Origin of the sequence: Nitrososphaera sp. (assembly GCF_037447015.1) — an archaeon.
Taxonomy (GTDB): Archaea; Thermoproteota; Nitrososphaeria; order Nitrososphaerales; family Nitrososphaeraceae; genus Nitrososphaera.
In genome coordinates, this window is the sequence record NZ_JBBIHK010000007.1 from 47,494 (window position 1) to 67,809 (window position 20,316).

Consider the following 20,316-nt stretch of genomic DNA (forward strand, 5'->3'; position numbering starts at 1 on the left):
CCTGTTTCTAGAGCCAGTGCTGCATCTTCAGGAAGTCTTCTATGGGCTCCTTCTTCAGGAGTTTTATGAGGGCAAGCGCCTGGGGCACCGACAGCATCGGCCTGTCAAAGTGGTTGTCCGTCGCTATCCTGGGGCAGGCCACCTGGATAAAGGCGTCGATGCCCTTGAATATCTGCACCCTGTCGTTCGTGACCTCTGTGAGCGCTATCAGCTGCACCTTTTTGCCGAGCTTTTCCAGCTCTTTTTTCAATTCGAGCGCCCGCACGTGGGCGAACTGGCCCTCCTTGAGCCCGATGATTATCCCTATCCTCTCTGCGTCCAGCGCCTTGTAGATTGCAAGAATGGCCCGCTTTTGCAGCCCCTGCGCAAACTCGTTGACCTGCGTGTACTCTTCAAAGTAGGGGTCGAGCATGAACGTCGGCTTTTCCGTCGACATGGCTACGCTTGCCGAGTGGAACTGGCTCTGGCCCAAAAACAGATAGGCGTCCACCTTTTTCTGCACGTTCCATGCGGGGTAGAACTCGCAGCCAAACACCTGCGCGTCGCGCAGCTGCCCCTTGCCCCTGCCGATTATCACGCTGTAGCCATAAGACTCCAGTATCCTCCTTGCAGGCTCGACCTGCTCCAGGTGCTGGCTGTCTGTCAGCAACGAAATGGATTTGTATCTGCCCTTCATCTCCCTTGCAAACTTCTCTGTCACCTTTTCAAACGACACGTCGTCGTAGGCGTTTATCATGACCACCTTTTCGCCAAAGCTCTCCATCGCCACGGTGTGACCCACGGAGAAAAGTATGTCTGCGCCAAGCATGTCTGCCGCATGCGTGTTCAGGTCGCAGGAGCCCCAGCACGTGTCGCCGATGACGTAGGCTTCGATGCCTGCCTTTTCTGTAATGTGGTCTGCAACGTCCTGCAGCCTCGGTATGAGCGCCTCGGCGCCGTTGAGCGCGACCGAGCGGGGCCTGCGCTCCTCTATAACCTCAAAGATGCGCTTTTCGTCTATCCTGATCATTTCTTTTTCCCCGCTCCTGCAGCCGCAGCGGGCGTGACCCTTATCGCAAATTTCGGGCAGACTGCCTCGCAGCCAAAACAGTAGATGCAGTCTCTCTCGCGGGAGGGGATGGCCTTTTTCTTGCTGCCGCCGTCTGCCAAATAGTGCCAGTCAAACACGTTGACCGGGCACACGTCCATGCACGCGCCGTCGCCTATGCACAGGTCGAAGTCGACTGCGACTTCTGTGCCGTAGATGCCCAAATCGTTGCCGGTGCCGTTTTTCCACACCTCCAGGTCGCCATACTGTTCTGCTCGCCTGTGCGCCTGAAAGTCCGGGTCTATCGGCAACGAAAGACCAGTTTCCAAAATTCAATTTAAATCATGCTGTGTGTGTGCGTGCGCGCGTATAATCTACCTGATGCTGATGGTCTATTGTTTTTGCAGTAAGACCTTGCCAGACTGTTTTGCGCAGAACTCGGCGCGACGATACTCCTTATCTATAATAATATATAAAATAAAATCACATGGATATTCGTATGCCATGAAAGAGCACTGCAGAAAAAAGAGAACCTGTTTATGAGAAATTGGAACCGAATTCTTTTGCCATATTATCTCGAAAAGTTCTAACGATGTAATTGTTGCATGTAACTAAGACGGAAAGGTCACAGTTAAGCACTGAAAATTCCAAAGGAATGGACTTGAAAGCTGTTTTAGATACTGTGGCTCATGTGGCCCGATACAGGCACAAGACTCCTGAAAAGAGGCAAAGGTTCTGGCGTCAATTAAATTCGGGCGCAGATATAATGATTTTTTGACTGAACCGTTGATTTCAGAGATCTTTTGTCGTATTGAAATGCTGGATGGGGGGATTGCGGCACAATGCTATCTCTTGGCCTTGAAAAATCGAAAAAACGTGCGCATAGTCCCAGACGGTGGTGGAGACAAAATGGCATTTCAAGCTGGGGGACTTCTTAAACTGAAGCACAAGACACACAGTATTTCTATTGTCGATTGCTATGTTCTTGCGGCTGCGCAAATAGAAAGAGCCGTCATTTATACTGCAGACCATGGGATCTGGCATGCTGCAAAAGAAGAAAAATGCAATGTCAGTTTTATTCCTAAAGAAGGACTTGAAAAATATATGTCAGGATAGCTTTGGATCTTAAAGTTATGTATTGAGGCGACGTAGACAGCGCCGTAGATGAAATCGTGGATCCTCTTATCTTTCTTCCATGCCTATTCGTATAGTTGGATTATCTCTGCCGTGTGATCCTCGCCCACAGATGTCGCCGCGCCCTGCGCGCCCTTGGCCCCTGACTTTATGGGGTTCAGGAAATAGTTCGTGTATTCTTCCTCGATGCCGCTTGGGAGTATCTTTTTCCACTTTGCCACCAGGCCCGAAGCCCTTCCCGCCGGGATGCTGGGGTTGTTCTTGGGAAAGACGACCCTTATCTCGACTTCGACTCCCGTCCCCTCTTCAAGCAGCCTCGCCCATTCGTTTTCAAGCGCCTTCCATTCGCCGACGTTCATGGTGGGGTCCTGGAGGAAGAGGTTCTCTTCAACCTCGGGCCCGCCGAACCTGCGGCCTATTATGTGCCCCGCGTGCTCCTTCGTGCCTGACGACAGCTCGCTGCGGGCGGCGGGGTTGTAGTGCTTTTGCACAATGCTTGGAGGGACGAGCCTGCCTTCGGCTATCTTGTACGTGAAATTCTCTGTCTCGTCTTTTGAAAACCTGTAAAAGGACTTCCAGGACCACTCGACAGCGTCCGTGCCCAGCTTTAGCCCCTGCTCGTCAAAGAACTTTTTGATGAGCGCCCTGAGCTCGTCAAGCTCGCCCATCATCCCCTCGGGCAGAGCGCTCAGCGCCGCGTACAGCTGTTCCAGAGGCTTCCTGATGTACTTGAAGAAGGTGGGTGACTCCCCTGCCCTCCTGACTATCTTGGCAACCGCCTCGACCCATTTGCCGACCTTGCCCAGCTTGGCAAGGTCGCCGACGTACGGGAACACGCTTATGACGCTCAGCCCTGCGCCGACATAATCGCCGCTTGCAAGCGAAAGGCCCGCCCCGACGACGTCAGACGCCCCTGTGGGGTCGACTATGCCTGCCACGTCGGCCACCATCGTGAGGCACTCCAGTATCAGCTGCTCGTCCTCTTCGGTCAAGAGCTCGTCGCTTGCAAGCGCCTCGTCGGTGAGGCACTCGCCGTACAGCAGTGCCTCTTCGTGGGTCACCTGCTGCGACTTTTCAAGCGCCAGCTCGTGCCGGTTGAGGTAAACGTCGGACGGCATCTCTAGGACTCTTTCTCTTCTTTGTCTTCAGGCGGAGGAGGAGGGGGCGGGAACAGGAGCTCGTAGACCTTGGCCGCGTCGATGTCCTTCCTCCTTAGGATGTCGTTTCTGGTCTTTTCCCGTTCTACTTCGAGCGCAAGCTTTTCGTTTGCCAGCCTCTGGCCCTCGACCTTTTCGTCCTGCAATCCCTTGGAATAGTCGTCCAGCGCGTCGGCCTGACCGAGCAGCGCCTCGACTATGACGCCGTCTGTCCGCATGACGTTTTTTGTGACTTTTAGGATTATCCCGGGCACCACTATCTCTGTCCCTGTCGCGGCGTCCTTGTACAGCGACACGTATTCCTTTTTCACGCGCCAGTACGAGCCTGCGCCCCTCAGCTTGACCTCTTCGACGAAGGCGTGCTCCCTGTCCTGGTAGTCCCTGATGTAGAGCAGCTCTGCAAGGATTGCGTCTTTGACCTCCTTCTTTTTTGCAGCGGCGACGTACTTGTCCAGCAGGTCGTCCAGCTTGGCAAGGGGCACTTCGTCGCGGGACTCGCCGTAGCCGTTAAAGAACGCCACTCTCACATCAATCAGGTGGAGTATGGTGATGAACTCTTGGTTCATCTGACGGAACGTGAAATTGAGCGTCCTGCCGACATTGATGTTCTGTATCTCCCTTGAAATGGCCGTCTCCTCGCCCGTCTGCTCGGTGGTCTCAAAGCTGGTGTTCACCTCGACGTTCCGCTGCGCGGACGCCTTTGCGGCGTGCTTGGAAGTCGAGTTGGACACGTTCTTGGCAAACTCCTCCCTCGCGGAGGTGGAGCTGCCGCTGACCCCGCCGCTCACCTTGGCCGAGCCCCAGCCCCATGTCGCGCTCGCCTCGGCGTCGGCATAATACTCAAAGCTCTTTGTCGTGTTCTCCTTGCTTGACTGCTCGCTCATCACCGACGTTTCAAACTCGTCTGCGCTCTCCTCTGTATAGGAGTCGAGGATGCTCGACGCCTCCTTGGAGGTGGACTCGGTGCGCTTGTAGGTGGAGATGCTGATGGTGGTCTTTTCGCCCGGCAGGAGCGAGTAGGTCTTGATAGTCCTGCCTGCGCCGTACTGGCCGAGGTACGTCGAGAGCCTGTACGACTCGACTATCAGTATCCTCGGCTCGACCTTTGGCTCGGGCAAATAGTTGTACTTCAGCTTTCCAGACAGCGCGGTGTATATGTTGAGCCGCTTGCCTTCGGCAAGGTTGGCCTGCATCTCTTTCTCGTCTATCTCTAGCATCTTTTCTGTGGGCATGTGTGTGCACATTCGCCTCTCTGTTATTTGCCGCCAGCGGTGGTGGTAGTGGTAGTAGCAGCAGAAGACTTGGCGGCCACCGTCGCGCTCTTGAGGTTCATCTTTATGCCTGATAATGTCTTTATTGTGGGCACCTTGGCAGTCGAACCGGTCCCAGAAAGGCGCTCCTTCTCCGGCACCTTCTTGGCAATTGGCGTGAAATACTCGTCTGGAAAGACGAGCTCGATGACGTTCTTGCCCGAATACGACGTCGGCTCCGGGACGTTGTAGCTGATGACTGCTGCTTTTCCCTGTGTATCGAACTTGATTACCGGTTCGGCCATTTCAAAATAGCGGGCAATGGGTCAAGTATTTATCTTTTCCGGGAAATTCTTTCGCAAACGGTTCGGCTGGCGTTCCGGGGACAATGCTGAATTAAAATGCAAGAAGACTGAGTTGCGTCTCCATCAGGTCATTGCCAAACGTCAAAGTGTGGCGGTTCAATCTGAGGTTCGAACTCACAGTGAGAGCAACATAGCGGGACTCAAACCTTACAAAAAAGGATCCAGATGCCCGAGAGTCGGCCCTGGTCGCTTACTCTTAGTGTGACCAAACTTTTACGTCTTTGAACTTGGGTCCTCTCCCAATTATGCATCTAAAGTCTCTATCCTGCGTCTGGATAACAGGAATTTGACGATAAACAGCAAGAACCATGCTTAACCAATCCGCAAGCGAGGCAGGGATGCCAGGATATTTCTCAACAAAATGGAGAGCGGATGCGACCTCTGGTGCTACGAACACATCATCAAACTCCCTTGCTAGCGGTTATCCTGATTTCTGCAAGATGTTCCCGCCTGATGCACTCGCATAACCTATCTTGGAGAATCCTTTTTGGGACACAAAGAAAAAGTGGCTGGGGCGGTATATTAAAGAGCCGTACTTTTTGACAAGGCTCTGCATAAAGCATTGCCCAATTGCAAAAGACCGCTTTGCCTGCAAAACATACTGCAGAGAATTGTACACGGCCAAAGAAATCATGCCACATGATCGCTTCCAGTAGGAGAAGAGAGAGGAGGCAGCCTGCCGGTACCACCGTCGGCAAAAGGCCCCTTTTCAAGCCCCGCAAGATCCACCACGTAGACGTGCTAGCATGGCTACGCCGCCTTAGGGTTGCTCCCTCCCGGACCTCACCCCTTTCGACGATTCATAGTCGACGCCGCGCCTTCGCGCAGATCGCTACTCATAACCATCCGACACGGCGTGATTTCATTTCAGCAAGGCAAGCGGGTACCTCCTGCCGGCAGATTTACCCGGCAGTTGCTGGTCCTGGCATGAAGCCGATTTCCAGTGTGGGGCACGGCTAGCACCCCGACCCTCCCTGCCTCCGATGCCGGGTGCGCAAAATAGCTATATTACATTATCTTTTATTTTGCGGCGGCGACGACGACGGCGCCGGCCTCAGCGCGCCGACCGTTTTGCACACCGAGCAAATATCGCCGGTCGCGTCCCTGCCGCAGGCAGAGCACTTTTTCCTGCCGTCCTTGAGAGTAGCAGATGCGCGCAGCTTCTCTGCCACCTTCATCATAGACGCATAGGCGTTGTTCTTTATCCCCGGATGCTCTTTTTCCATCCTGTTAAAGAACTCGCGCAGGTCGGTGCGTATGCTCTCGTGCATGTAGGGGCACTCTTCTGACTGGAACGGGATGTCGCACTGGAGCGCATAGAACGCTATCTCGTGCTCGTACAGCTCGACAAACGGCTTGACCTTTTTCATGCCGCCCGCCGCGTACTCGACCGGCTGCGGGTGCATCCAGCCTATGCGCTCCACGTCGCCTGCAAGCAGGTTTATCATGAACGTCTGCAGCTGGTCGTCAAGGTTGTGGGCCGTGGCAACCACGTCGGCGCCGGCAGACTCGGCGGCCAGGTCGATGGCCCGCCTGCGGAACGTGCCGCACATCGAGCAGGACGACATCTTTTCTGACGGCCTTGCCACCATCGCCTCGTCCATCGAGACCCCGAACAGATCTTTGTAGCTCAATACCCTGCTCTCCACTCCAAGCTGCGAGCAGAACTCTTTCACTATCCCTAGCGACTCGTCGCGGTAACCGCCAATCCCCTCGTCTATAGTGACTGCCACGAGGTCGCTGGCATTGCGGCCGTGCGCGTCAAACATCTTTTTGAGGACGTGCAGCAGCGATAGGCTGTCCTTGCCGCCCGAGACGCCCACTGCGACGCGCTCGCCGCGCCTTATCATAGAATATTTTGAAACGGTGCGCGCCGCCTTTTCCTCGACTGCGCGCACAAAGCACTTTTTGCACAAATGCTCGCCGGAGTAGGCCCTGAAATAGACCGGAGGCGCCCTGGCGCACTTGGTGCATTCGTGATGATGGCGACGAGGATTAGTCTGCTGCTGCAAGGCCGTACCTGACAAGGCACTCGCAGGGGATATTAATTATTCTAGGATGACTTTTGCTGCTTGTCTTTCTTGGACGATTGCCACCAGTCGATGTACTCGTCGTGCATCTGGCGCCTCTTGTCCTTCTTCATTTCCTCGGCCCTGTCGCGGATCTCGTCCATCTTTTCCCTGGATGCAAACAGCCCGCAGCTCTTGCAGATGAAATTCTTGCTTGCGAGGTCAAACTTTAGCTCTCCACCGCACTCGGGACAGTAGCTTACCAACGGGTACGCGTCTTGCGCACGCCAATATAAGGTTAAAGTAAGGTTAAAGTCAGTCGGTGCGTGGGCTTTGGTCGTCATACAGCACGCTGAGGTGCCGTCAGTTCGCCCGTCGAAAGGTGCCACGCACCGAGCACTTTTTGATAGAGAATGAAAAAGATTAAACTGTTGCTGCTGTTTTTTCTGCCGTTGTTATCGTGCCGGCGTCGGCGTCTACCGTCACGCTGACCCCGCTTTTTATCCCGGCCCCTGCCGGCAGCATGTCTACCATGGGTATGTTTGCAATCGCGCAGCCGGAGGCGGTGGTGATGTCTGCGGCCTTGGTCGTGCATGCTATGGCGCTTGGCGCCACGCCGTTCCTTGCAAGCGAGTAAAACACGTACGCGCCGACGCTGCTGCCAACGGCGTTTGGGTAGACTAGCACCCTGCCCTTGAGCGACTTGCCTGCAAGCTCGTGCTTTTTGTCCGTTATGACGCCCGTCTTTGGGTCGACCATCGCAAGAAAGTTTATCGGCTGCGCCGTGACAAGCGCCTTCCCGCTTCCCCTGCCGCCGACTATTTTCCTGCAGCCTTTTGCAACTATTATCATCATCATTTCGTCGTGTACTCCTTCACAATCGTCTTCATGTCCTTGAGGGCGACCTTGACCTTGTTGGAGTGGTTCAGGTAGTATGCGCCCTTGATGCTGTTTGTGACGACCGCATCCACTTCGTCTTTTGAAATGTACGGCGTAAGGCAGGTGCACGAGTCGCACATGAACTCGCCCCCGGCTTTCTCGAGCCTGCCTGTCAGCCCTACCTTTGACGCCTGGTTGTGTATCGCCTTTGAGCAGAAAATCATGCAGCGTTTCTTGAATTTCTTGCCCTCCACCATGTCTGCCAGCCTCTCCAGTTCGGGCATCCCGAGCTGCGGGCTGCCAAAAGTGATGACGTCGCCGTCGTCTGCGGTGGAGAGCTCGTCCATCACGGCCCTGGCCTCCTTTTTGCCAAACGGGATCTTTTCCCTGGCACTGCCGGTGGTAAACATGCCGCACGAGCCCGAAGTCCCCATCCCGCCTGCAAGCGCCTTTGCCTGCTGCCTGTCCGGCTCTATGCCGGGGAAGGCGACGCTGCTCTCGCTCACGGACTTGCCTGCGAAATACCCTAGCAGGCCGTAGTCCAGCTCATTCTCCATGTCGATTTCTGGCACTATGGCAGTTCTGGGTTTCCTGTTCTCGTCGAGGCGCAGGTCGGAGAGTGGGGCCTTGCCCGTGACTGCGCTTGCGAGCGCCGACAGCGCGCTCTCTTTGTTGGTTCGAAGCCCCATGAGCGAATTGGTGAAAACTGCCGCGTTGCTCTCTGCAAAGCTGACGGTCGCGTTGCGTGGGAGGTCAAAGACCTCGTACGGGGTGCACGTAAAAGACGGCGTGACGCCCATCCTCTCGTACGCCCTGACGATGACATCCTGCTTTTTTCTGAACTCTGCAGAGATGCCCTCCGGCCTTGCCCTGTCGTAGCCCATCGGGTTGAGCGTGGTCTTGACCGCCACCCTTGCCTCTTGGCTGAACCTGTCCAGGAATTCCAGGCCGGCGTCGCCGATGGTGTTGTAATTGACTCCTGAAACGTGGGCCCATTTCACGGGGACGAGCCTTTTGGCGCCTGTGGCCTCGCCTATTGCGGCAAGTATGCGGTACGCGGAGGCTAGGGCCTCGCCCTTTTCGCCACGGAGCGCCTTTTCTTCTTCCCGGGTTAGCTCCACGCTGCTACTTGCTGAAAAGAGTATAAGAACCATTGCCATTCGCACCGGTCAACTCTTGCAGAAAAATGGCCTGCGCCTTTTCGTAAATACCTCTGCAATAACCGCATATATGCTACAAGAGGACCTAGTAGCGCAAGGCGCGCAGCAGAATTATATCGTGGCCCGCCTCACCCTCTTCTGTATATCCGTCCTTGGCTAAAAAAGACATGGGCTACATCCTGAAAAAGATGGAGGGCGCGCTCTACCGGGAAAAGCCCCCGCGCCTGACTGCGCTGCGCGGCCTGCAGATGGAGGAGCAGGGCGACCCCTTCAAGATACTGATAGGCACCATTCTGTCTGCCCGCTCACGCGACGAAAACACCACCAAAGTCGTCAACAGGCTGTTTTCCAGGTACAGGACGCCGCAGGAGCTGGCAGGCGCCGACATCGAGGAGATCAAGCAGCTGATACGCAGCATCGGCTTTTACAACGTCAAAGCCGCGCGGATAAAGCAGGTGGCCCAGATAATAGCGGACAGGTTTGCCGGCAAGGTGCCGCAGGACATGGACAGGCTGCTGGAGCTACCCGGCGTCGGCCGCAAGACGGCCAACTGCGTGCTGGTCTACGCGTTTGACCAGCCTGCGATACCTGTAGACGTGCACGTCCACCGGATATCAAACAGGCTCGGGCTTGTACACACGAGGACGCCGGAGCAGACCGAGGAGGAGCTGGGCAGGATGGTGGACAGGGAACTGTGGACAAAGGTGAACGACACGTTTGTCATGTACGGGCAGAACATCTGCCTGCCCGTCCGGCCAAACTGTCCCGCGTGCGACCTGAAAGGCTTCTGCGAATATTACAAATCGACGGCTATCGATGCTGCTACCAGCGGTCCTTCCTCTTCTTCAGGAGCAAAAGGACGCCGACCACTGCCCCGACCCCGCCGGTGACTATTGCCGGCACCATGTAGATGGGCGTGTCTGCCGGGCTGCCGTACATCACCGCTATGTTCAACTGGCCTGAATACGCGTTGCTCAGGGCTGCCTGCTCGTCCTTGCCGTACACCTCGACGGAGCCCAGGTTAAAGCTCCCTATCTGCAGCCTGTCCACGACTATTCTCCTGCCGTCTGTGACTGTGAGCCCATTGTTTGCCGCAAAGCTGACCCCTATCGGCTGCTGGTCGTCCCAGCCGCGCACCTCGTTGAGGTGGACGCTGGAGTGGCCTGCCTCCGGGGTGGTGACCCACACCGCATACTTTTTGTTCTCGCCTCCGTACATATGGAGCTCTATGGATTTGTCTGCCGAGTCTGCGTCGTGCAGCACGACCACCACCTTGGCGTCGCCGCGGGCGACGTATGAGAGCTTGTTTTCGACGCTGAATATCCAGTTCTGCCCCTTTGGCGTCTCGTACGTGTAGACGTACGGGTTCTTGCGGTCGAGGTTTGCGACCGCGTACGGGATCGAGAAGCTCTCGCTACGCTCGGCCTTGACTACGTCAAATGCCTGAATCCCTTGGGCCGCTGCCTGCAAAATCGGTACTGCCAGAATTGCGGCCACAACGAGGGCCCCTGCCGCCGCAGCTATCGGGCGCATGTGCCTTCTCCGCCAAATGGCAATATATATGCAAGGGCCGCGCTGGAACGGCCGTTTCAGGGGTTCCTGAAATATCCTGCGCATCTACATTCCGGTGCATAACCTATGGCACCGCCCGCGACAGTGGCAGGAGTAGCAGCAGCTGATGCTGCTCTGATTGTGATGGTGGCAATGCTTGCTACTGCTGCAACAACAACAGCAGCCTTTCTCTTTATTCCCTATCATGCCACGGCAGCATATGCCGACGACGATAGCAGCAGCTCTGCCAACGGGCTTTTGGTGACTGCAAACAGGGACATTTACAGCAAGGACGAGCGTGTAATAGTGGCCGGCATCGTGCCTTCCAGCAGCGGCGCCGGGGAAGGCCGGTCGCCTGCGGCCGTCAAGGTCCAGATAACCAGGGACGAGAGGCAGTGCGCGCTCGTGGAAGTCAGGCCGGCCCCCGACGGGTCGTTTGTCTCAAAGCCGATAGCGGTGGGCAACTGCGGGCCCGGACAATACGTGGTGACTGCCCACTACGGGGGCCAAAAGGCCACCGATTCATTCGTGGTGGCCGCAGACAGGGAAGACGTCGCCTCTGACGACCTGCGGCTGCGCGCCATCAAGAAATCCATCCTGCAGGCACAGGAGGTGGCCACGGCAAAGGTCAAGGAGGTGGTCGACGCCGGCCTGCTCCTGCCTGAAAAGGCAGCCGGCGAGTACCGCTCCGGCGTGGTCGAGACGTCGCTTGCGCTCCAGGCCATCCAGCACGGCGACGGAGGTGCGGCGCGGGCGCACCAGGTAGCCGCATACTCTCATTTCCAGGCGGCAATTGCCGCCCTTTCAGCCGAGAACGTGAATTTTGCCAAGGTGGAGACACAGGAGTACAGGGTGTCCGTGGGCGGCGGGATGGAAAAGCTCGCCAAGCTTGAGGACCTCTACAACCGCCTGACAGAGCTGGTGCAAAAGAACAACGCCCTGGTCAAGGGCGATATGGAGCGCGTCGCCGGGCTCCTGTCTCAGGCGCGGCAGATGCTTGACGAGGGGGACGCACAGGGCGCCGACGCCGTACTTGACAGGGCAGGCGTGCTTTTAGAGCAGACGCGGGCCAAACTGATAGCCAGAGCGGCCGACGCACAGGCCCAGAAGCTGATCTCGTCTGCGGACAAGCTGGAGAGGCGGGCAGAGTCGCTCCTTGACAAGAGCGAGGGGACCCCGCAGGCGGTGAAAAAGCTGGAGCTGGCGCTTTCGCTCATCGACGACGCCCGTTCTGCCGCAAAGAGCGGCGAGTATTCTTCTGCAAAGGACGCGCTTTCGTCGGCGCAAAAGGCAATCGACGAGGCCAAAAAGATGATCGTGGCCGGCTAGCCAGCTAGCCCTGCCAGCTTGGCGTGCCGCTGTACGTATGTGTGGCAGTACTGCATTCTCTATTTGACGAAAAGCCGCTTTTCGAGCTTTTCAGGCGTTTGTGCATGCTGCCAGGCGTTCCACGGCAGGGCTGGAACGGCCGTTCCTGCACGAATTCCGCCATTCCCCTAAAATAATCTATAACAATCTAATGTTTATGATGTCTGAGCGAAAAAACAACAGGGGCAAGATCGAGATAATGGCTGATGTCCTGACGCTTTCAACCGTCGGCATCAAAAAGACCCACATCATGTACCGGGCAAACCTGAGCTACGAGCAGATACTCTACTACCTTGGCGAGCTCATGTCAAAGGGCCTGCTGGAGCAGGGCATGGTGGACGGCACGCAGGTATACAGGACCACGGAGAAGGGCAGAGAGTTCCTGCAGTACTTTACGCGCATGGCGCAGCTGATCCAAGAATACCCGGAAGACAGGATACAGCTTGTAGCCTGATCATTCCTTTCCCTTTCCTTCTTCTATTATATTTATTATTACTAACTGACTACCTTCTTGTTATCCAGAAAAGTATGGCAAGCCCTGCCGACTGGGCCACGTTGATGGCAAACAGGTACGGCGCCGCCGCGTCGACCACGTTTTTGACAGCAGGCCCTGCCGTATAGAGGTTCGACCAAAAGATGACAATGACCACGTTCTGGACGATAAAGAGGGAGGCGACAAGCACCAGCCCCCACGTAAAGTAGGACTTGATCACCTTGAGGCTCTGTATGTACATGGCAATGATGCCTCCTAAGAGCCCGATGTTTGCAAGGGCTGCCGCAGCGGCGCCTAGCATAAAGTCCATTACGGGTTTGCGGCCCCCAGCTTGCCTAATTTACTTTTTCCCAATTTTGCCCATGATCTCCTGGAAAGACGCATAGTTCTTTTCCATCAGCGGCGTGAGAAAGTAGGTGGCGCCGTACGCGTCCTTGTTGTCGGTGATGATGAGGCCGTTCTCTGCAAGCACCTTGAGGTGGTGGAGCACGGTCTTGTAGTCCAGCTTGAGCTCCTGCGCTATCTGGTTTGCGTTTGCCGGCCTGCCGCTGACAAGGTCGATTATCTTGGCCCTGTTGATGCCTCCCCTGCTGCTTGCTATCAGGTACCACAGCACCCGCTTGAAGCGGGGGTCGATGTAGCCGCCGCTGCCCTCTCCTGCTGCGGCGGGCCCGCTCGGATAAGCGTGTAGCAGCCAAGCCGGCGACAGCAAAAGCGAGGCAAGCCCGCCCAGCACTCCTGTACCGGCGGCCGCAGAGCCGAACATTGGACTTCCCGCCATTTCCCGCAGATATAAAGTTGTATCAGGGCAACGGATTGGGGAGAAATTTGGGTGCGAATTGGGGAAAAATCCTTTATAGCCGGAGCAAAAGCACCCGCAATGAAATTCCGAGAGGAAAACGGAAGGATCAAAACCAACATCGTCATCGGCACAGTCTTTGCAGCCATGCTGGTTGCAATGGCGCCGGCCGTGATGGCCATAATGACAACATCCAAAGCAGCAACGACACTGGAAGCAGAGGCGGCAGACGCGACAGACAAGCCGTACGTCAAGGCGTTTGCAGGCGGCAAGGCGCTCTACCAGCCGGCCGCAGGCAAGACCAACGTGTTTGGGCCCGGCGGCATATTCCCGTTCTTTAACGACACGTTCTCCTGCGGCGACTCGCTGAGCTGCGGCGTGCAGGTCGACGCCTCGTTCAAGGGCGTCTTTAGGGAGGCCGGCGAAGAAGAAGGCAACGACAACAGATTCACGGCCACCTACGTGGCGCCGATAACCTACGGCGACCACCAGGTCGCAGGCCACAAATACAGGGTGGAGATGGTCGACACGAAATGGAACAACGACGACCCGGATCAGACCCCGCTCCCGACGAGGACTCCTGACTTTCTCCTGCCAGGAAACGGCGTCGCCTTTGACCAGTACCAGCACGGCCACTCGATGATAGACAGGGCCGACGTGCCGCTGACGTACAACAAGGTCGTGGTGTACGGCCACGCAAACGTCTACGACGAGACAGACGGAGGCAGGATGGTCGCAGAGAACATATTCATGCACCTGATGGTCGGCAAGGTGGTCGACGAGGCCGCTTTCGCAAAGAACGTGCAGAACGACGACGGCACCCCGCTCCTTGTGCTCCTGTTCCTCGTGAACATCCCAAGCGGCACCGGGCTTCCCGGCGGCATAGGCCCGCTCACGTCGGAGCAGGCGCAGAGCTTTACCCCGCTTGCAGACGACCCGTCGCTGACAAACCCGCCGCCGTTTGACTATGCCAAGCTGAAGGAATGGGGCGTGGACGTGGAGGAGCCGCTGCCGCAGTCGACCCCGTGGTCTGTGGACAACCCGACGCAGCCCGTGTTCTTTACCTTCCTGATGTTCACGGAAGCCAGGGCGTACAGCTCGGCAAACAACTCGGTCCCGGGGCTGCAATAGGCCCGGACCTTCCCCCTTTTTTAAAGCTGTTTAATCTTGTTTTGATTTCCTACCGTCCTAGGAAGCTTCCATTTCATGTGATTAAGAAGAGTCGCATCTAAAGAAAACTGTCGCCTGTGTGTTTATTGAGTCGTTTAAAACTAATCATCTTTCGTGTAATCGGATCATATTTGCAAACAAAGTCATAGCTATCTCCAAGGAAAGAGTCGTAGAATCCCTCTATTTTGACAGTTTTTCCCTCGTCTTCGAAAGAAGTAATGGTTACAGATGATGCGGAGATATTCATTTTGCTAAGGTATGAGCTAATATCTAAACGTGCTGTACGAAGATCCATTACCATTTATGCTTCACACCCATGATCTTTAGACATTTCTGTCCATCTTGCCAATGCCCATTCCCCGAACTCCTCTCTTATTTTTTCTTTCCCAATAATCGACCACAGCCGTTCAAACCCTAATGACTTTATCATTGGTTCCATAATCTGATCGAAAGTCATGTCACTTCTTATCCCTTCTTTTGTGTATCTATCAATAATCAGCTTAAGAACATCATCTGGAAGCCTTCTTAAGACGCTGAATCCAACCTCTAACTTCCTATTCGTTGACATTGGTAAGCATAGTATTGTCAAAGCGCCCATCAGCTCTTGATTCCTCCTTTGAACTTCCCTCTGTAAAAGCTCCACGTCCCTCTGCAGAGCTTCAACTTTTTCCTCCATAGAAGGTTCGGGAATCTTGAATCGGACACGGCGAAACGTAGAGTTCTCTGCTCTGATTTATACTTTTGATGTTTACGTCTTTCATTAAGGAATTTAATGTCTGAACCACTATAACTATCAAGATCAAATCTCTGTCTGAAGGCTTGAACAGCTAGTTGAACGATATCACAATGAAATGAGGAAAATAGAGTCCGGCTGTTAACCCGATTCAACACTTGGCATGACAGAGGGAATCAAAAACAAGATTGAACAGCATTTTTTTGTTTCTGCGTCAGGACACGAACGGCTCTTTGAACGACACTATCAGTTTCGACACCTCGGGCCGCATCAGGTGCTCGGCCGGTATCTCGCCAGAGCTGACCATCTTTCTCATCTTTGTCCCGCTCAGCTCCTCGCGCACCTCTGGCCCGTGGGGGCAGTTGCGCTCGTTTGCGTAGGCGAGGCACTTTTTGCAATAGTAGAACGCCGGAAAGAACACGGGCTGTATCTCAAGGTCCGGGTAGTCCTTGAATATCTCGTGCGCGGCAAACGGGTGGTAATAGCTCCCGACGCCGGCGTGGTCGCGGCCGACTATAAAGTGGGTGCAGCCAAAGTTCTTCCTCATTATGGCGTGGTGGATGGCCTCCCTCGGGCCGGCGTACCTCATCTCTGTGTGCAGCGTGACGAACATGGCCCTGTCCCTTGGGTAATAGTTTTCAATCAAAGTCTCGTACGCCGAGAGGATGACCTCGTCTTTAAAGTCGCCCTGCTTTTTCTTGCCGATGAGCGGGTTCACAAATAGCCCGTCGTACAGGTTGAGCGCGGCCTTTTGCAGCATCTCGTGCGCCACGTGGGGCACGTTCCTTGTCTGGAACCCGACGATGGTCTTCCAGCCTTTGGCGGCAAACTCGGCCCTGGTCTGGGCCGGCGTCAGCCTGTATTTCCTCAGCGGCGACTGGGGGATCCTCTTTGTGACCTCTATCTTGCCTGCAAGCAGGTGGCTCTTCATCCTGGCCATCTTGTCGACGCCGGGGTGTTTGAGGTCGTCGGTGCCGTAGATTGCCCTGGCGCTTGCAAGCCTGTCAAACGTGTACACTTCTTCAATTTTCAGGGAAGCAAATTTCTCTCCTGCAGCGGCAAGGGCCACCTCGCCTGCCTGCCTTGCCTTTGCAGCGGTCTCCTCGTCAACGTCCAGCACTATGGGCACGGTCCAGGCAAGCCCGCTTTTCAGCCTGCCTGTCCTGACGATGCTCTCAAAATCTTCCTTTCCAACGAACCCTTCAAGCGGGCTAAAGACGCCGTCTGCAATGTTCTCGATGTCGTTTCGCAGATCGTGCGACACCTCTATTACGGTCGTCATGCCGTCCAGGCTGCTGCTGTTTGACAGCCTGCTTACTAGTTTCCCTCCGCCGTGCGGTGATATTGTCAAACTATGCGATCACTTGTCCTTGCTGCTGTTGCTGTTGTTCTTTCTCTTTATCCTGGTGGGGTCAAAGTGCAGGCCGCATTCTTTGGCAGCGGCGTTTTCCCACCACCACCTGCCTGCGCGCGGGTCTTCGCCCGGCTGCACAGCCCTCGTGCACGGCTCGCACCCGATGCTCGGGTATCCTACGTCGTGTAATTTGTTGTAGGGCACGTTGTTCTTTTTGATATAGCCCCACACCATGTCAGACGTCCAGTCTGCTATCGGGTTCAGCTTGATGATGTTGCCGTGCGCCGCGTCAAGCTCTATCTTTTTCGTCTCGGCCCTCGTCGCCACCTGGTCGCGCCGCAGGCCGGTTATCCAGCCGTCCAGCTCTTTGAGCGCCCTGTTAAGGGGGTGCACCTTGCGTATCTCGCAGCACAGTTTCCTGTTCTCGACGCTTGCGTACATCAGGTTCATGCCCCTTGACCGGATCATCTCCTCCACTTCCTTCTGGTCAGGAAAGTACGCGTTTATCTTTATGCCGTACCTGGCGCGCACGTCGTCCATCACGTCGTATGTTTCTTGATTGAGGCGCCCCGTCTCCAGGGTAAAGACGTTTGTCCTGGTGCTGTCTATCTTGGACATCATGTCGATTATGGCAACGTCTTCGGCGCCAAAGCTCGAGGCAAGGCCGATCTTTTTCCCGAAATTGTCAAGGGCCCACTTCAAAACTTGCTGGGCGGTCTTGTTTTCAAACTCTTTTGCAAGCCGCTCCACTTGGGCCGCGTCCAGCTTCATACGGTCAGTCTTGTTGTCGGACGCCTTATATTGATTGTTGCCCCCCCCCTCCTTCGCCTGCCCGGGCCGCAAGAAACTTGTTTATTAACAAGTTATTTTCTATATATTGCGTATTCGTTACTCTAGAGATAGTGATTGCTAGGAGAGATTGGGGCTGGCTAACAATTTTTGGGATAATATCGAGCAGTACAGAAAGCTGGGGTTCGATCCGCTAAAGTGGGTCTCCTCCTGCTCGCTTGAAGCCGACCCGCAGCTGGTCAGGGCAGCATTTGCAGAAGTCAAGAGGACGACCATCAAGGTCGCCCCGTCCTGGTTCGACGCGTACGCCCACATAGAAGGAAAAGAGCCCGAGCTCACCCGGCGCGTCTACGACCTTGCAAGCCCTGCAGTCGACAAGGAGGTAGAGGTCAAGCGGGCCCTTGCCCTGTTCCGCGTCCATTCTGCAACCGCCGAGTCGCAGCAGGCCCTGTCCGAAAAGCTGCAGGGCTTTTTCTCTGCGTTCAAGGCCAAGGTGTCGGTGGCAAATGCTCCCGTAGCACTCACAGAGCACGCCGACGCGCAGTTTGGCCTGCTCGATTACATAGAGCTGCGCCGGGGCAACAAGGACGGCTACATGCCGGCCCTGACCTCGTTTACGCAGGTGACAGACGTTACAAGAGAGCCGGACGCAGATGTGCACGTCAGGGTGGCCATGACAGGGGCCATAGAGCGGCTGAACCTGCTTGGCTGCGGCAACCCCGCGCTCTTCAAGTTCTTTCCGATATACGACGCGCCCGCAGAAGAAATGCTGGACAGGATACGCACAAACATCGACGCGTTCACGGCCCGCTACAACCTGGTGCAGGAAGATTACAGCTCGCTCAAGAAAGGCAAATTGTTCTACGGCACAAGCGCAGTAGCGATAACGAACAAGGAGCTGCCTACCCGGTACGATCAGGTGGAGGAGGGCATGGAGGTGATGCTTACAAACAGGCTCGGCGGCCTCGCAGCAGTCAGCATGCACGCGCTGACGCTCATGGAGCCGGCAAACGCAGAGAGGTTCGAGCGCGCCGGCGTCTCTACCAGCGCGATAACCGCTGCCCGTGACGAGGCGCTAAAGAGCCTGAGCGAGCCGCACTTTGCGCTTGGCAAGATAATCGCCAAGTACTGCCCCGACTTTGGGGCGCCCTATGACAGGCAGGCCCACGTAACGGCCGTCTATCCGGTGGGCGCAAGGGGCGTGTTTGCGCTTGGCGACCTTGCATCCCTTGCAAACTGCCACCTTGCGGTAAACGAGCTTCCGGTGCGCCATGAAGAGATCGCAAGACTTGCCACGCAGGAGGGGCTGGTGGAGAACGCAACTGCGTCGCAGCACGGCTGCCATTTGATAGTGGGGACAAAGGACGTGCTCAACCTGGTGGCAGAGGAGCTGCGGCAGCACCACTTTGCGCCAGAGAGGGTGGGCTTTGTGGCCAAGAAAGGCGTCGCGTCGGTTGCAATTGAAAATAACGCTGCGGACAGGTACGTGGCTGCAAAGGCCAAGCTGGCGAGGCTGCTGGCTCCTCCTTCGCCTCCCTCGCAACCTTCATCTTCTGCGGCCTCGCCGGCGAGTTAATATCTGCCCGGTGCAAACGATCGGCTAGGCATACGCAATGACACATGATGACAGTTGCATCTTTTGCAAAATAGTCGCCGGCCAGCTCTCCGTCAGGGTAGTGGGCCAGAACGAAAAGGCGGTGGCATTCCTCGACGCGTTTCCGCTTGCTGCGGGCCACACGCTTGTCGTGCCAAGGTCGCACTTTGAGCGCGTGCAGGACATGGGCCCGCAGGAATCGCAGGCGGTGTTTGAGCTCGTGCGCCAGCTTGCCGGCAGGGTCGAGTCGGCCGCCAACGCAGGCGCGTCGACGATCGCGATCCACAACGGCAGGGAGGCGGGGCAGGAGGTGCCGCACGTGCACGTCCACATCATCCCGCGCAAGAAAGGCGACGGAGCCGGCCCCGTCCACTCGATGTTCAGGAACCGCCCAAAATTATCTGCTGGCGATATGGACGCGCTTGCCGCCAAGATTGCGCTCAAGTGAGCGTTTGAAAAGCCTGAAAAGGAGAATGGGCGTCATCGACTTTACGTTGCCCTCTATCGCGTGGCCTGCTACAAACATTGCCACTGCAAGCGACCACAGGGCAAGCCCCAAGAAAAGGTCAGTTCCTGCTCCTCCTGCAGCAAAGTGGCCTATTGCAATCACGATCCCGGCCGCATAGAAAGGCAGCCCCGCCGCATGGAGCGCCCTGTTTGCAGGGTGCCTGTGGGTGCCCCTGAGCATCTTGATGATGGTGGTGATAGACACGGCAAAAGATCGTTGTTGCCAAGTGCTAATTACCCTTGCTGCAGGTTCCATCGCTCTTTCAGGATTTTTGCTGTATGCTGCATGGCGCAGTACGGCTTGCCTGCCGGGTCTATCACCAGCTCTAGTTTTTCCCGGCACAGTATGTCACCTGCGGCGACTCCTGCCCTGAACTGATGCAGAGGCGAAATGGTGCCGTCCTCTCTCGTCGGCACGTCGCTGACGACTGTTTGTGTCGTGCAGCTGTCATCTACTTTATCGCCGTGGTAAGGCGATTTGATGAGTATGGACGGCATGACCAGCTCGATCTCGGTGCTGCCTGTAAATGGGGCTTTGAGGGTGTAAAAGCAGTCTGTCTTTGCCGTGACATCCGCTATGATGTCTTGGTCGTTGGCAAAAAAGTGGAAATTTCCTCCGCCAGACATGCTGCTGGTGTACGGAAAGTTCCTTGGAAAATTGATTTCCAGCACGCCCTTGCCGCTATCTCTGCTTTTGACCTTGACTGCGATTGAATTGCTTATGAGGTAGCCGTCTACCTCTTGGCTGACGCCAAAGTCCTCCACCGTCCCGTTTACGACCCTGTACTGGATCTTGAAAATCTGGTCCGGCTTGGGCGGCTCTGCATTGAGGAACTTGCCGACCATGTAGGCGGTCTTCCATTCGTTGCCGCTGGAGGCATACGAGCTTGCTGCCGACAAAAGCAGCAAGAATGTCAGCAGCAAAAAGGCGGCAACCATGATGACAGCAGCAATGGCCATCATCTTCTATACTCTCA

At 55.8% G+C, this 20,316-nt stretch carries 24 protein-coding genes and 1 other RNA gene; 7 read left to right on the forward strand and 18 right to left on the reverse strand.

Going from position 1 to position 20,316, the window contains the following annotated elements; translation table 11 throughout:
• Positions 1-7: 7 nt before the first annotated feature.
• Both dph2 and WKI84_RS04340 read right to left on the reverse strand, forming a co-directional pair.
• Positions 8-1,009, reverse strand: a complete 1,002-nt coding sequence (dph2, locus tag WKI84_RS04335) for a diphthamide biosynthesis enzyme Dph2 (RefSeq protein WP_337862298.1) — start codon at positions 1,007-1,009, stop codon at positions 8-10.
• Complete coding sequence (locus WKI84_RS04340; protein WP_337862299.1) at positions 1,006-1,338, reverse strand: ferredoxin family protein; 333 nt, start codon at positions 1,336-1,338, stop codon at positions 1,006-1,008. The genes dph2 and WKI84_RS04340 overlap by 4 nt, the downstream gene beginning before the upstream one ends.
• Before the next feature lie 463 nt (positions 1,339-1,801).
• Here WKI84_RS04340 and WKI84_RS04345 point away from each other — a divergent pair, with 463 nt between their 5' ends.
• Positions 1,802-2,143: a hypothetical protein gene (locus WKI84_RS04345; RefSeq protein WP_337862300.1), complete on the forward strand. Its 342-nt coding sequence runs from the start codon at positions 1,802-1,804 to the stop codon at positions 2,141-2,143.
• 83 nt (positions 2,144-2,226) lie between these two features.
• On the opposite strand, the gene WKI84_RS04350 is transcribed toward WKI84_RS04345, so the two are convergent.
• The 8 genes from WKI84_RS04350 to WKI84_RS04385 form a co-directional block, all read right to left on the reverse strand.
• On the reverse strand, positions 2,227-3,279 hold the full coding sequence (locus WKI84_RS04350) for a DNA/RNA non-specific endonuclease (RefSeq protein ID WP_337862301.1): 1,053 nt from the start codon (positions 3,277-3,279) through the stop codon (positions 2,227-2,229).
• Positions 3,280-3,281: 2 nt separating this feature from the next.
• Complete coding sequence (locus tag WKI84_RS04355) at positions 3,282-4,550, reverse strand: hypothetical protein (RefSeq protein WP_337862302.1); 1,269 nt, start codon at positions 4,548-4,550, stop codon at positions 3,282-3,284.
• A gap of 23 nt (positions 4,551-4,573) precedes the next feature.
• The gene (locus WKI84_RS04360; RefSeq protein WP_337862303.1) at positions 4,574-4,873 is read right to left on the reverse strand and encodes a hypothetical protein; all 300 of its coding nucleotides are present in this window, start codon (positions 4,871-4,873) and stop codon (positions 4,574-4,576) included.
• 729 nt (positions 4,874-5,602) lie between these two features.
• Positions 5,603-5,913, reverse strand: an RNA gene (ffs, locus tag WKI84_RS04365) — signal recognition particle sRNA.
• Positions 5,914-5,946: 33 nt separating this feature from the next.
• Positions 5,947-6,960, reverse strand: a complete 1,014-nt coding sequence (locus tag WKI84_RS04370) for a TIGR00269 family protein (RefSeq protein ID WP_337862304.1) — start codon at positions 6,958-6,960, stop codon at positions 5,947-5,949.
• 26 nt (positions 6,961-6,986) lie between these two features.
• On the reverse strand, positions 6,987-7,208 hold the full coding sequence (locus WKI84_RS04375; protein ID WP_337862305.1) for a hypothetical protein: 222 nt from the start codon (positions 7,206-7,208) through the stop codon (positions 6,987-6,989).
• A gap of 157 nt (positions 7,209-7,365) precedes the next feature.
• The gene (locus tag WKI84_RS04380) at positions 7,366-7,800 is read right to left on the reverse strand and encodes a DUF126 domain-containing protein (protein WP_337862306.1); all 435 of its coding nucleotides are present in this window, start codon (positions 7,798-7,800) and stop codon (positions 7,366-7,368) included.
• Positions 7,797-8,981, reverse strand: coding sequence for an aconitase X catalytic domain-containing protein (locus tag WKI84_RS04385; RefSeq protein ID WP_337862307.1), 1,185 nt, complete (start codon positions 8,979-8,981; stop codon positions 7,797-7,799). The genes WKI84_RS04380 and WKI84_RS04385 overlap by 4 nt, the downstream gene beginning before the upstream one ends.
• Before the next feature lie 152 nt (positions 8,982-9,133).
• Here WKI84_RS04385 and nth point away from each other — a divergent pair, with 152 nt between their 5' ends.
• Positions 9,134-9,871: an endonuclease III gene (nth, locus tag WKI84_RS04390; RefSeq protein ID WP_337862308.1), complete on the forward strand. Its 738-nt coding sequence runs from the start codon at positions 9,134-9,136 to the stop codon at positions 9,869-9,871.
• Here nth and WKI84_RS04395 read toward each other — a convergent pair.
• Positions 9,804-10,514 carry a hypothetical protein gene (locus WKI84_RS04395; RefSeq protein WP_337862309.1) on the reverse strand — a complete coding sequence of 237 codons (711 nt, stop codon included), beginning with the start codon at positions 10,512-10,514 and terminating at the stop codon, positions 9,804-9,806. The two genes, nth and WKI84_RS04395, sit on opposite strands and share 68 nt — an antisense overlap.
• A gap of 105 nt (positions 10,515-10,619) precedes the next feature.
• On the opposite strand from WKI84_RS04395, the gene WKI84_RS04400 reads away from it, so the two are divergent.
• Entirely contained in the window at positions 10,620-11,861 is a 1,242-nt protein-coding gene (locus tag WKI84_RS04400; RefSeq protein ID WP_337862310.1) for a hypothetical protein, read from the forward strand.
• Between the two features lie 196 nt (positions 11,862-12,057).
• Positions 12,058-12,354, forward strand: a complete 297-nt coding sequence (locus tag WKI84_RS04405) for a winged helix-turn-helix domain-containing protein (protein WP_337862311.1) — start codon at positions 12,058-12,060, stop codon at positions 12,352-12,354.
• A 49-nt stretch (positions 12,355-12,403) separates the two neighbouring features.
• Here WKI84_RS04405 and WKI84_RS04410 read toward each other — a convergent pair whose 3' ends face one another.
• Together WKI84_RS04410 and WKI84_RS04415 are read right to left on the reverse strand one after the other, a co-directional pair.
• Complete coding sequence (locus WKI84_RS04410) at positions 12,404-12,703, reverse strand: hypothetical protein (protein WP_337862312.1); 300 nt, start codon at positions 12,701-12,703, stop codon at positions 12,404-12,406.
• Positions 12,704-12,733: 30 nt separating this feature from the next.
• Positions 12,734-13,174, reverse strand: a complete 441-nt coding sequence (locus WKI84_RS04415; RefSeq protein ID WP_337862313.1) for a helix-turn-helix domain-containing protein — start codon at positions 13,172-13,174, stop codon at positions 12,734-12,736.
• Positions 13,175-13,273: 99 nt separating this feature from the next.
• On the opposite strand from WKI84_RS04415, the gene WKI84_RS04420 reads away from it, so the two are divergent.
• The gene (locus WKI84_RS04420; RefSeq protein ID WP_337862314.1) at positions 13,274-14,323 is read left to right on the forward strand and encodes a hypothetical protein; all 1,050 of its coding nucleotides are present in this window, start codon (positions 13,274-13,276) and stop codon (positions 14,321-14,323) included.
• 340 nt (positions 14,324-14,663) lie between these two features.
• Here WKI84_RS04420 and WKI84_RS04425 read toward each other — a convergent pair whose 3' ends face one another.
• The 3 genes from WKI84_RS04425 to WKI84_RS04435 all read right to left on the reverse strand — a co-directional run bounded on the left by WKI84_RS04425 (position 14,664) and on the right by WKI84_RS04435 (position 17,220).
• The gene (locus tag WKI84_RS04425) at positions 14,664-15,038 is read right to left on the reverse strand and encodes a hypothetical protein (RefSeq protein ID WP_337862315.1); all 375 of its coding nucleotides are present in this window, start codon (positions 15,036-15,038) and stop codon (positions 14,664-14,666) included.
• A gap of 271 nt (positions 15,039-15,309) precedes the next feature.
• Positions 15,310-16,446, reverse strand: coding sequence for a sulfate adenylyltransferase (gene sat / locus WKI84_RS04430; RefSeq protein ID WP_337862316.1), 1,137 nt, complete (start codon positions 16,444-16,446; stop codon positions 15,310-15,312).
• A 9-nt stretch (positions 16,447-16,455) separates the two neighbouring features.
• Entirely contained in the window at positions 16,456-17,220 is a 765-nt protein-coding gene (locus tag WKI84_RS04435; RefSeq protein WP_337862317.1) for a phosphoadenylyl-sulfate reductase, read from the reverse strand.
• Positions 17,221-17,368: 148 nt separating this feature from the next.
• Here WKI84_RS04435 and WKI84_RS04440 point away from each other — a divergent pair, with 148 nt between their 5' ends.
• Both WKI84_RS04440 and WKI84_RS04445 read left to right on the forward strand, forming a co-directional pair.
• Positions 17,369-18,814, forward strand: a complete 1,446-nt coding sequence (locus WKI84_RS04440) for a hypothetical protein (protein WP_337862318.1) — start codon at positions 17,369-17,371, stop codon at positions 18,812-18,814.
• Positions 18,815-18,851: 37 nt separating this feature from the next.
• The gene (locus tag WKI84_RS04445) at positions 18,852-19,280 is read left to right on the forward strand and encodes an HIT family protein (RefSeq protein WP_337862319.1); all 429 of its coding nucleotides are present in this window, start codon (positions 18,852-18,854) and stop codon (positions 19,278-19,280) included.
• On the opposite strand, the gene WKI84_RS04450 is transcribed toward WKI84_RS04445, so the two are convergent.
• Complete coding sequence (locus WKI84_RS04450; RefSeq protein ID WP_337862320.1) at positions 19,230-19,595, reverse strand: hypothetical protein; 366 nt, start codon at positions 19,593-19,595, stop codon at positions 19,230-19,232. The two genes, WKI84_RS04445 and WKI84_RS04450, sit on opposite strands and share 51 nt — an antisense overlap.
• Positions 19,574-20,302 carry a hypothetical protein gene (locus tag WKI84_RS04455; protein WP_337862321.1) on the reverse strand — a complete coding sequence of 243 codons (729 nt, stop codon included), beginning with the start codon at positions 20,300-20,302 and terminating at the stop codon, positions 19,574-19,576. The genes WKI84_RS04450 and WKI84_RS04455 overlap by 22 nt, the downstream gene beginning before the upstream one ends.
• Positions 20,303-20,316: the final 14 nt, after the last annotated feature.

What these genes read in the sequence shown, in the direction of transcription:
- dph2 (WP_337862298.1), bottom strand. Translation starts at nt 1,009, where the DNA reads ATGATCAGGATAGACGAAAAGCGCATCTTTGAGGTTATAGAGGAGCGC.
- WKI84_RS04350 (WP_337862301.1), bottom strand. Translation starts at nt 3,279, where the DNA reads ATGCCGTCCGACGTTTACCTCAACCGGCACGAGCTGGCGCTTGAAAAG.
- WKI84_RS04355 (WP_337862302.1), bottom strand. Translation starts at nt 4,550, where the DNA reads ATGCCCACAGAAAAGATGCTAGAGATAGACGAGAAAGAGATGCAGGCC.
- WKI84_RS04360 (WP_337862303.1), bottom strand. Translation starts at nt 4,873, where the DNA reads ATGGCCGAACCGGTAATCAAGTTCGATACACAGGGAAAAGCAGCAGTC.
- WKI84_RS04380 (WP_337862306.1), bottom strand. Translation starts at nt 7,800, where the DNA reads ATGATGATGATAATAGTTGCAAAAGGCTGCAGGAAAATAGTCGGCGGC.
- WKI84_RS04385 (WP_337862307.1), bottom strand. Translation starts at nt 8,981, where the DNA reads ATGGCAATGGTTCTTATACTCTTTTCAGCAAGTAGCAGCGTGGAGCTA.
- WKI84_RS04395 (WP_337862309.1), bottom strand. Translation starts at nt 10,514, where the DNA reads ATGCGCCCGATAGCTGCGGCGGCAGGGGCCCTCGTTGTGGCCGCAATT.
- WKI84_RS04400 (WP_337862310.1), top strand. Translation starts at nt 10,620, where the DNA reads ATGGCACCGCCCGCGACAGTGGCAGGAGTAGCAGCAGCTGATGCTGCT.
- WKI84_RS04405 (WP_337862311.1), top strand. Translation starts at nt 12,058, where the DNA reads ATGATGTCTGAGCGAAAAAACAACAGGGGCAAGATCGAGATAATGGCT.
- WKI84_RS04410 (WP_337862312.1), bottom strand. Translation starts at nt 12,703, where the DNA reads ATGGACTTTATGCTAGGCGCCGCTGCGGCAGCCCTTGCAAACATCGGG.
- WKI84_RS04415 (WP_337862313.1), bottom strand. Translation starts at nt 13,174, where the DNA reads ATGGCGGGAAGTCCAATGTTCGGCTCTGCGGCCGCCGGTACAGGAGTG.
- WKI84_RS04420 (WP_337862314.1), top strand. Translation starts at nt 13,274, where the DNA reads ATGAAATTCCGAGAGGAAAACGGAAGGATCAAAACCAACATCGTCATC.
- WKI84_RS04425 (WP_337862315.1), bottom strand. Translation starts at nt 15,038, where the DNA reads ATGGAGGAAAAAGTTGAAGCTCTGCAGAGGGACGTGGAGCTTTTACAG.
- WKI84_RS04435 (WP_337862317.1), bottom strand. Translation starts at nt 17,220, where the DNA reads ATGAAGCTGGACGCGGCCCAAGTGGAGCGGCTTGCAAAAGAGTTTGAA.
- WKI84_RS04445 (WP_337862319.1), top strand. Translation starts at nt 18,852, where the DNA reads ATGACACATGATGACAGTTGCATCTTTTGCAAAATAGTCGCCGGCCAG.
- WKI84_RS04450 (WP_337862320.1), bottom strand. Translation starts at nt 19,595, where the DNA reads ATGGAACCTGCAGCAAGGGTAATTAGCACTTGGCAACAACGATCTTTT.
- WKI84_RS04455 (WP_337862321.1), bottom strand. Translation starts at nt 20,302, where the DNA reads ATGATGGCCATTGCTGCTGTCATCATGGTTGCCGCCTTTTTGCTGCTG.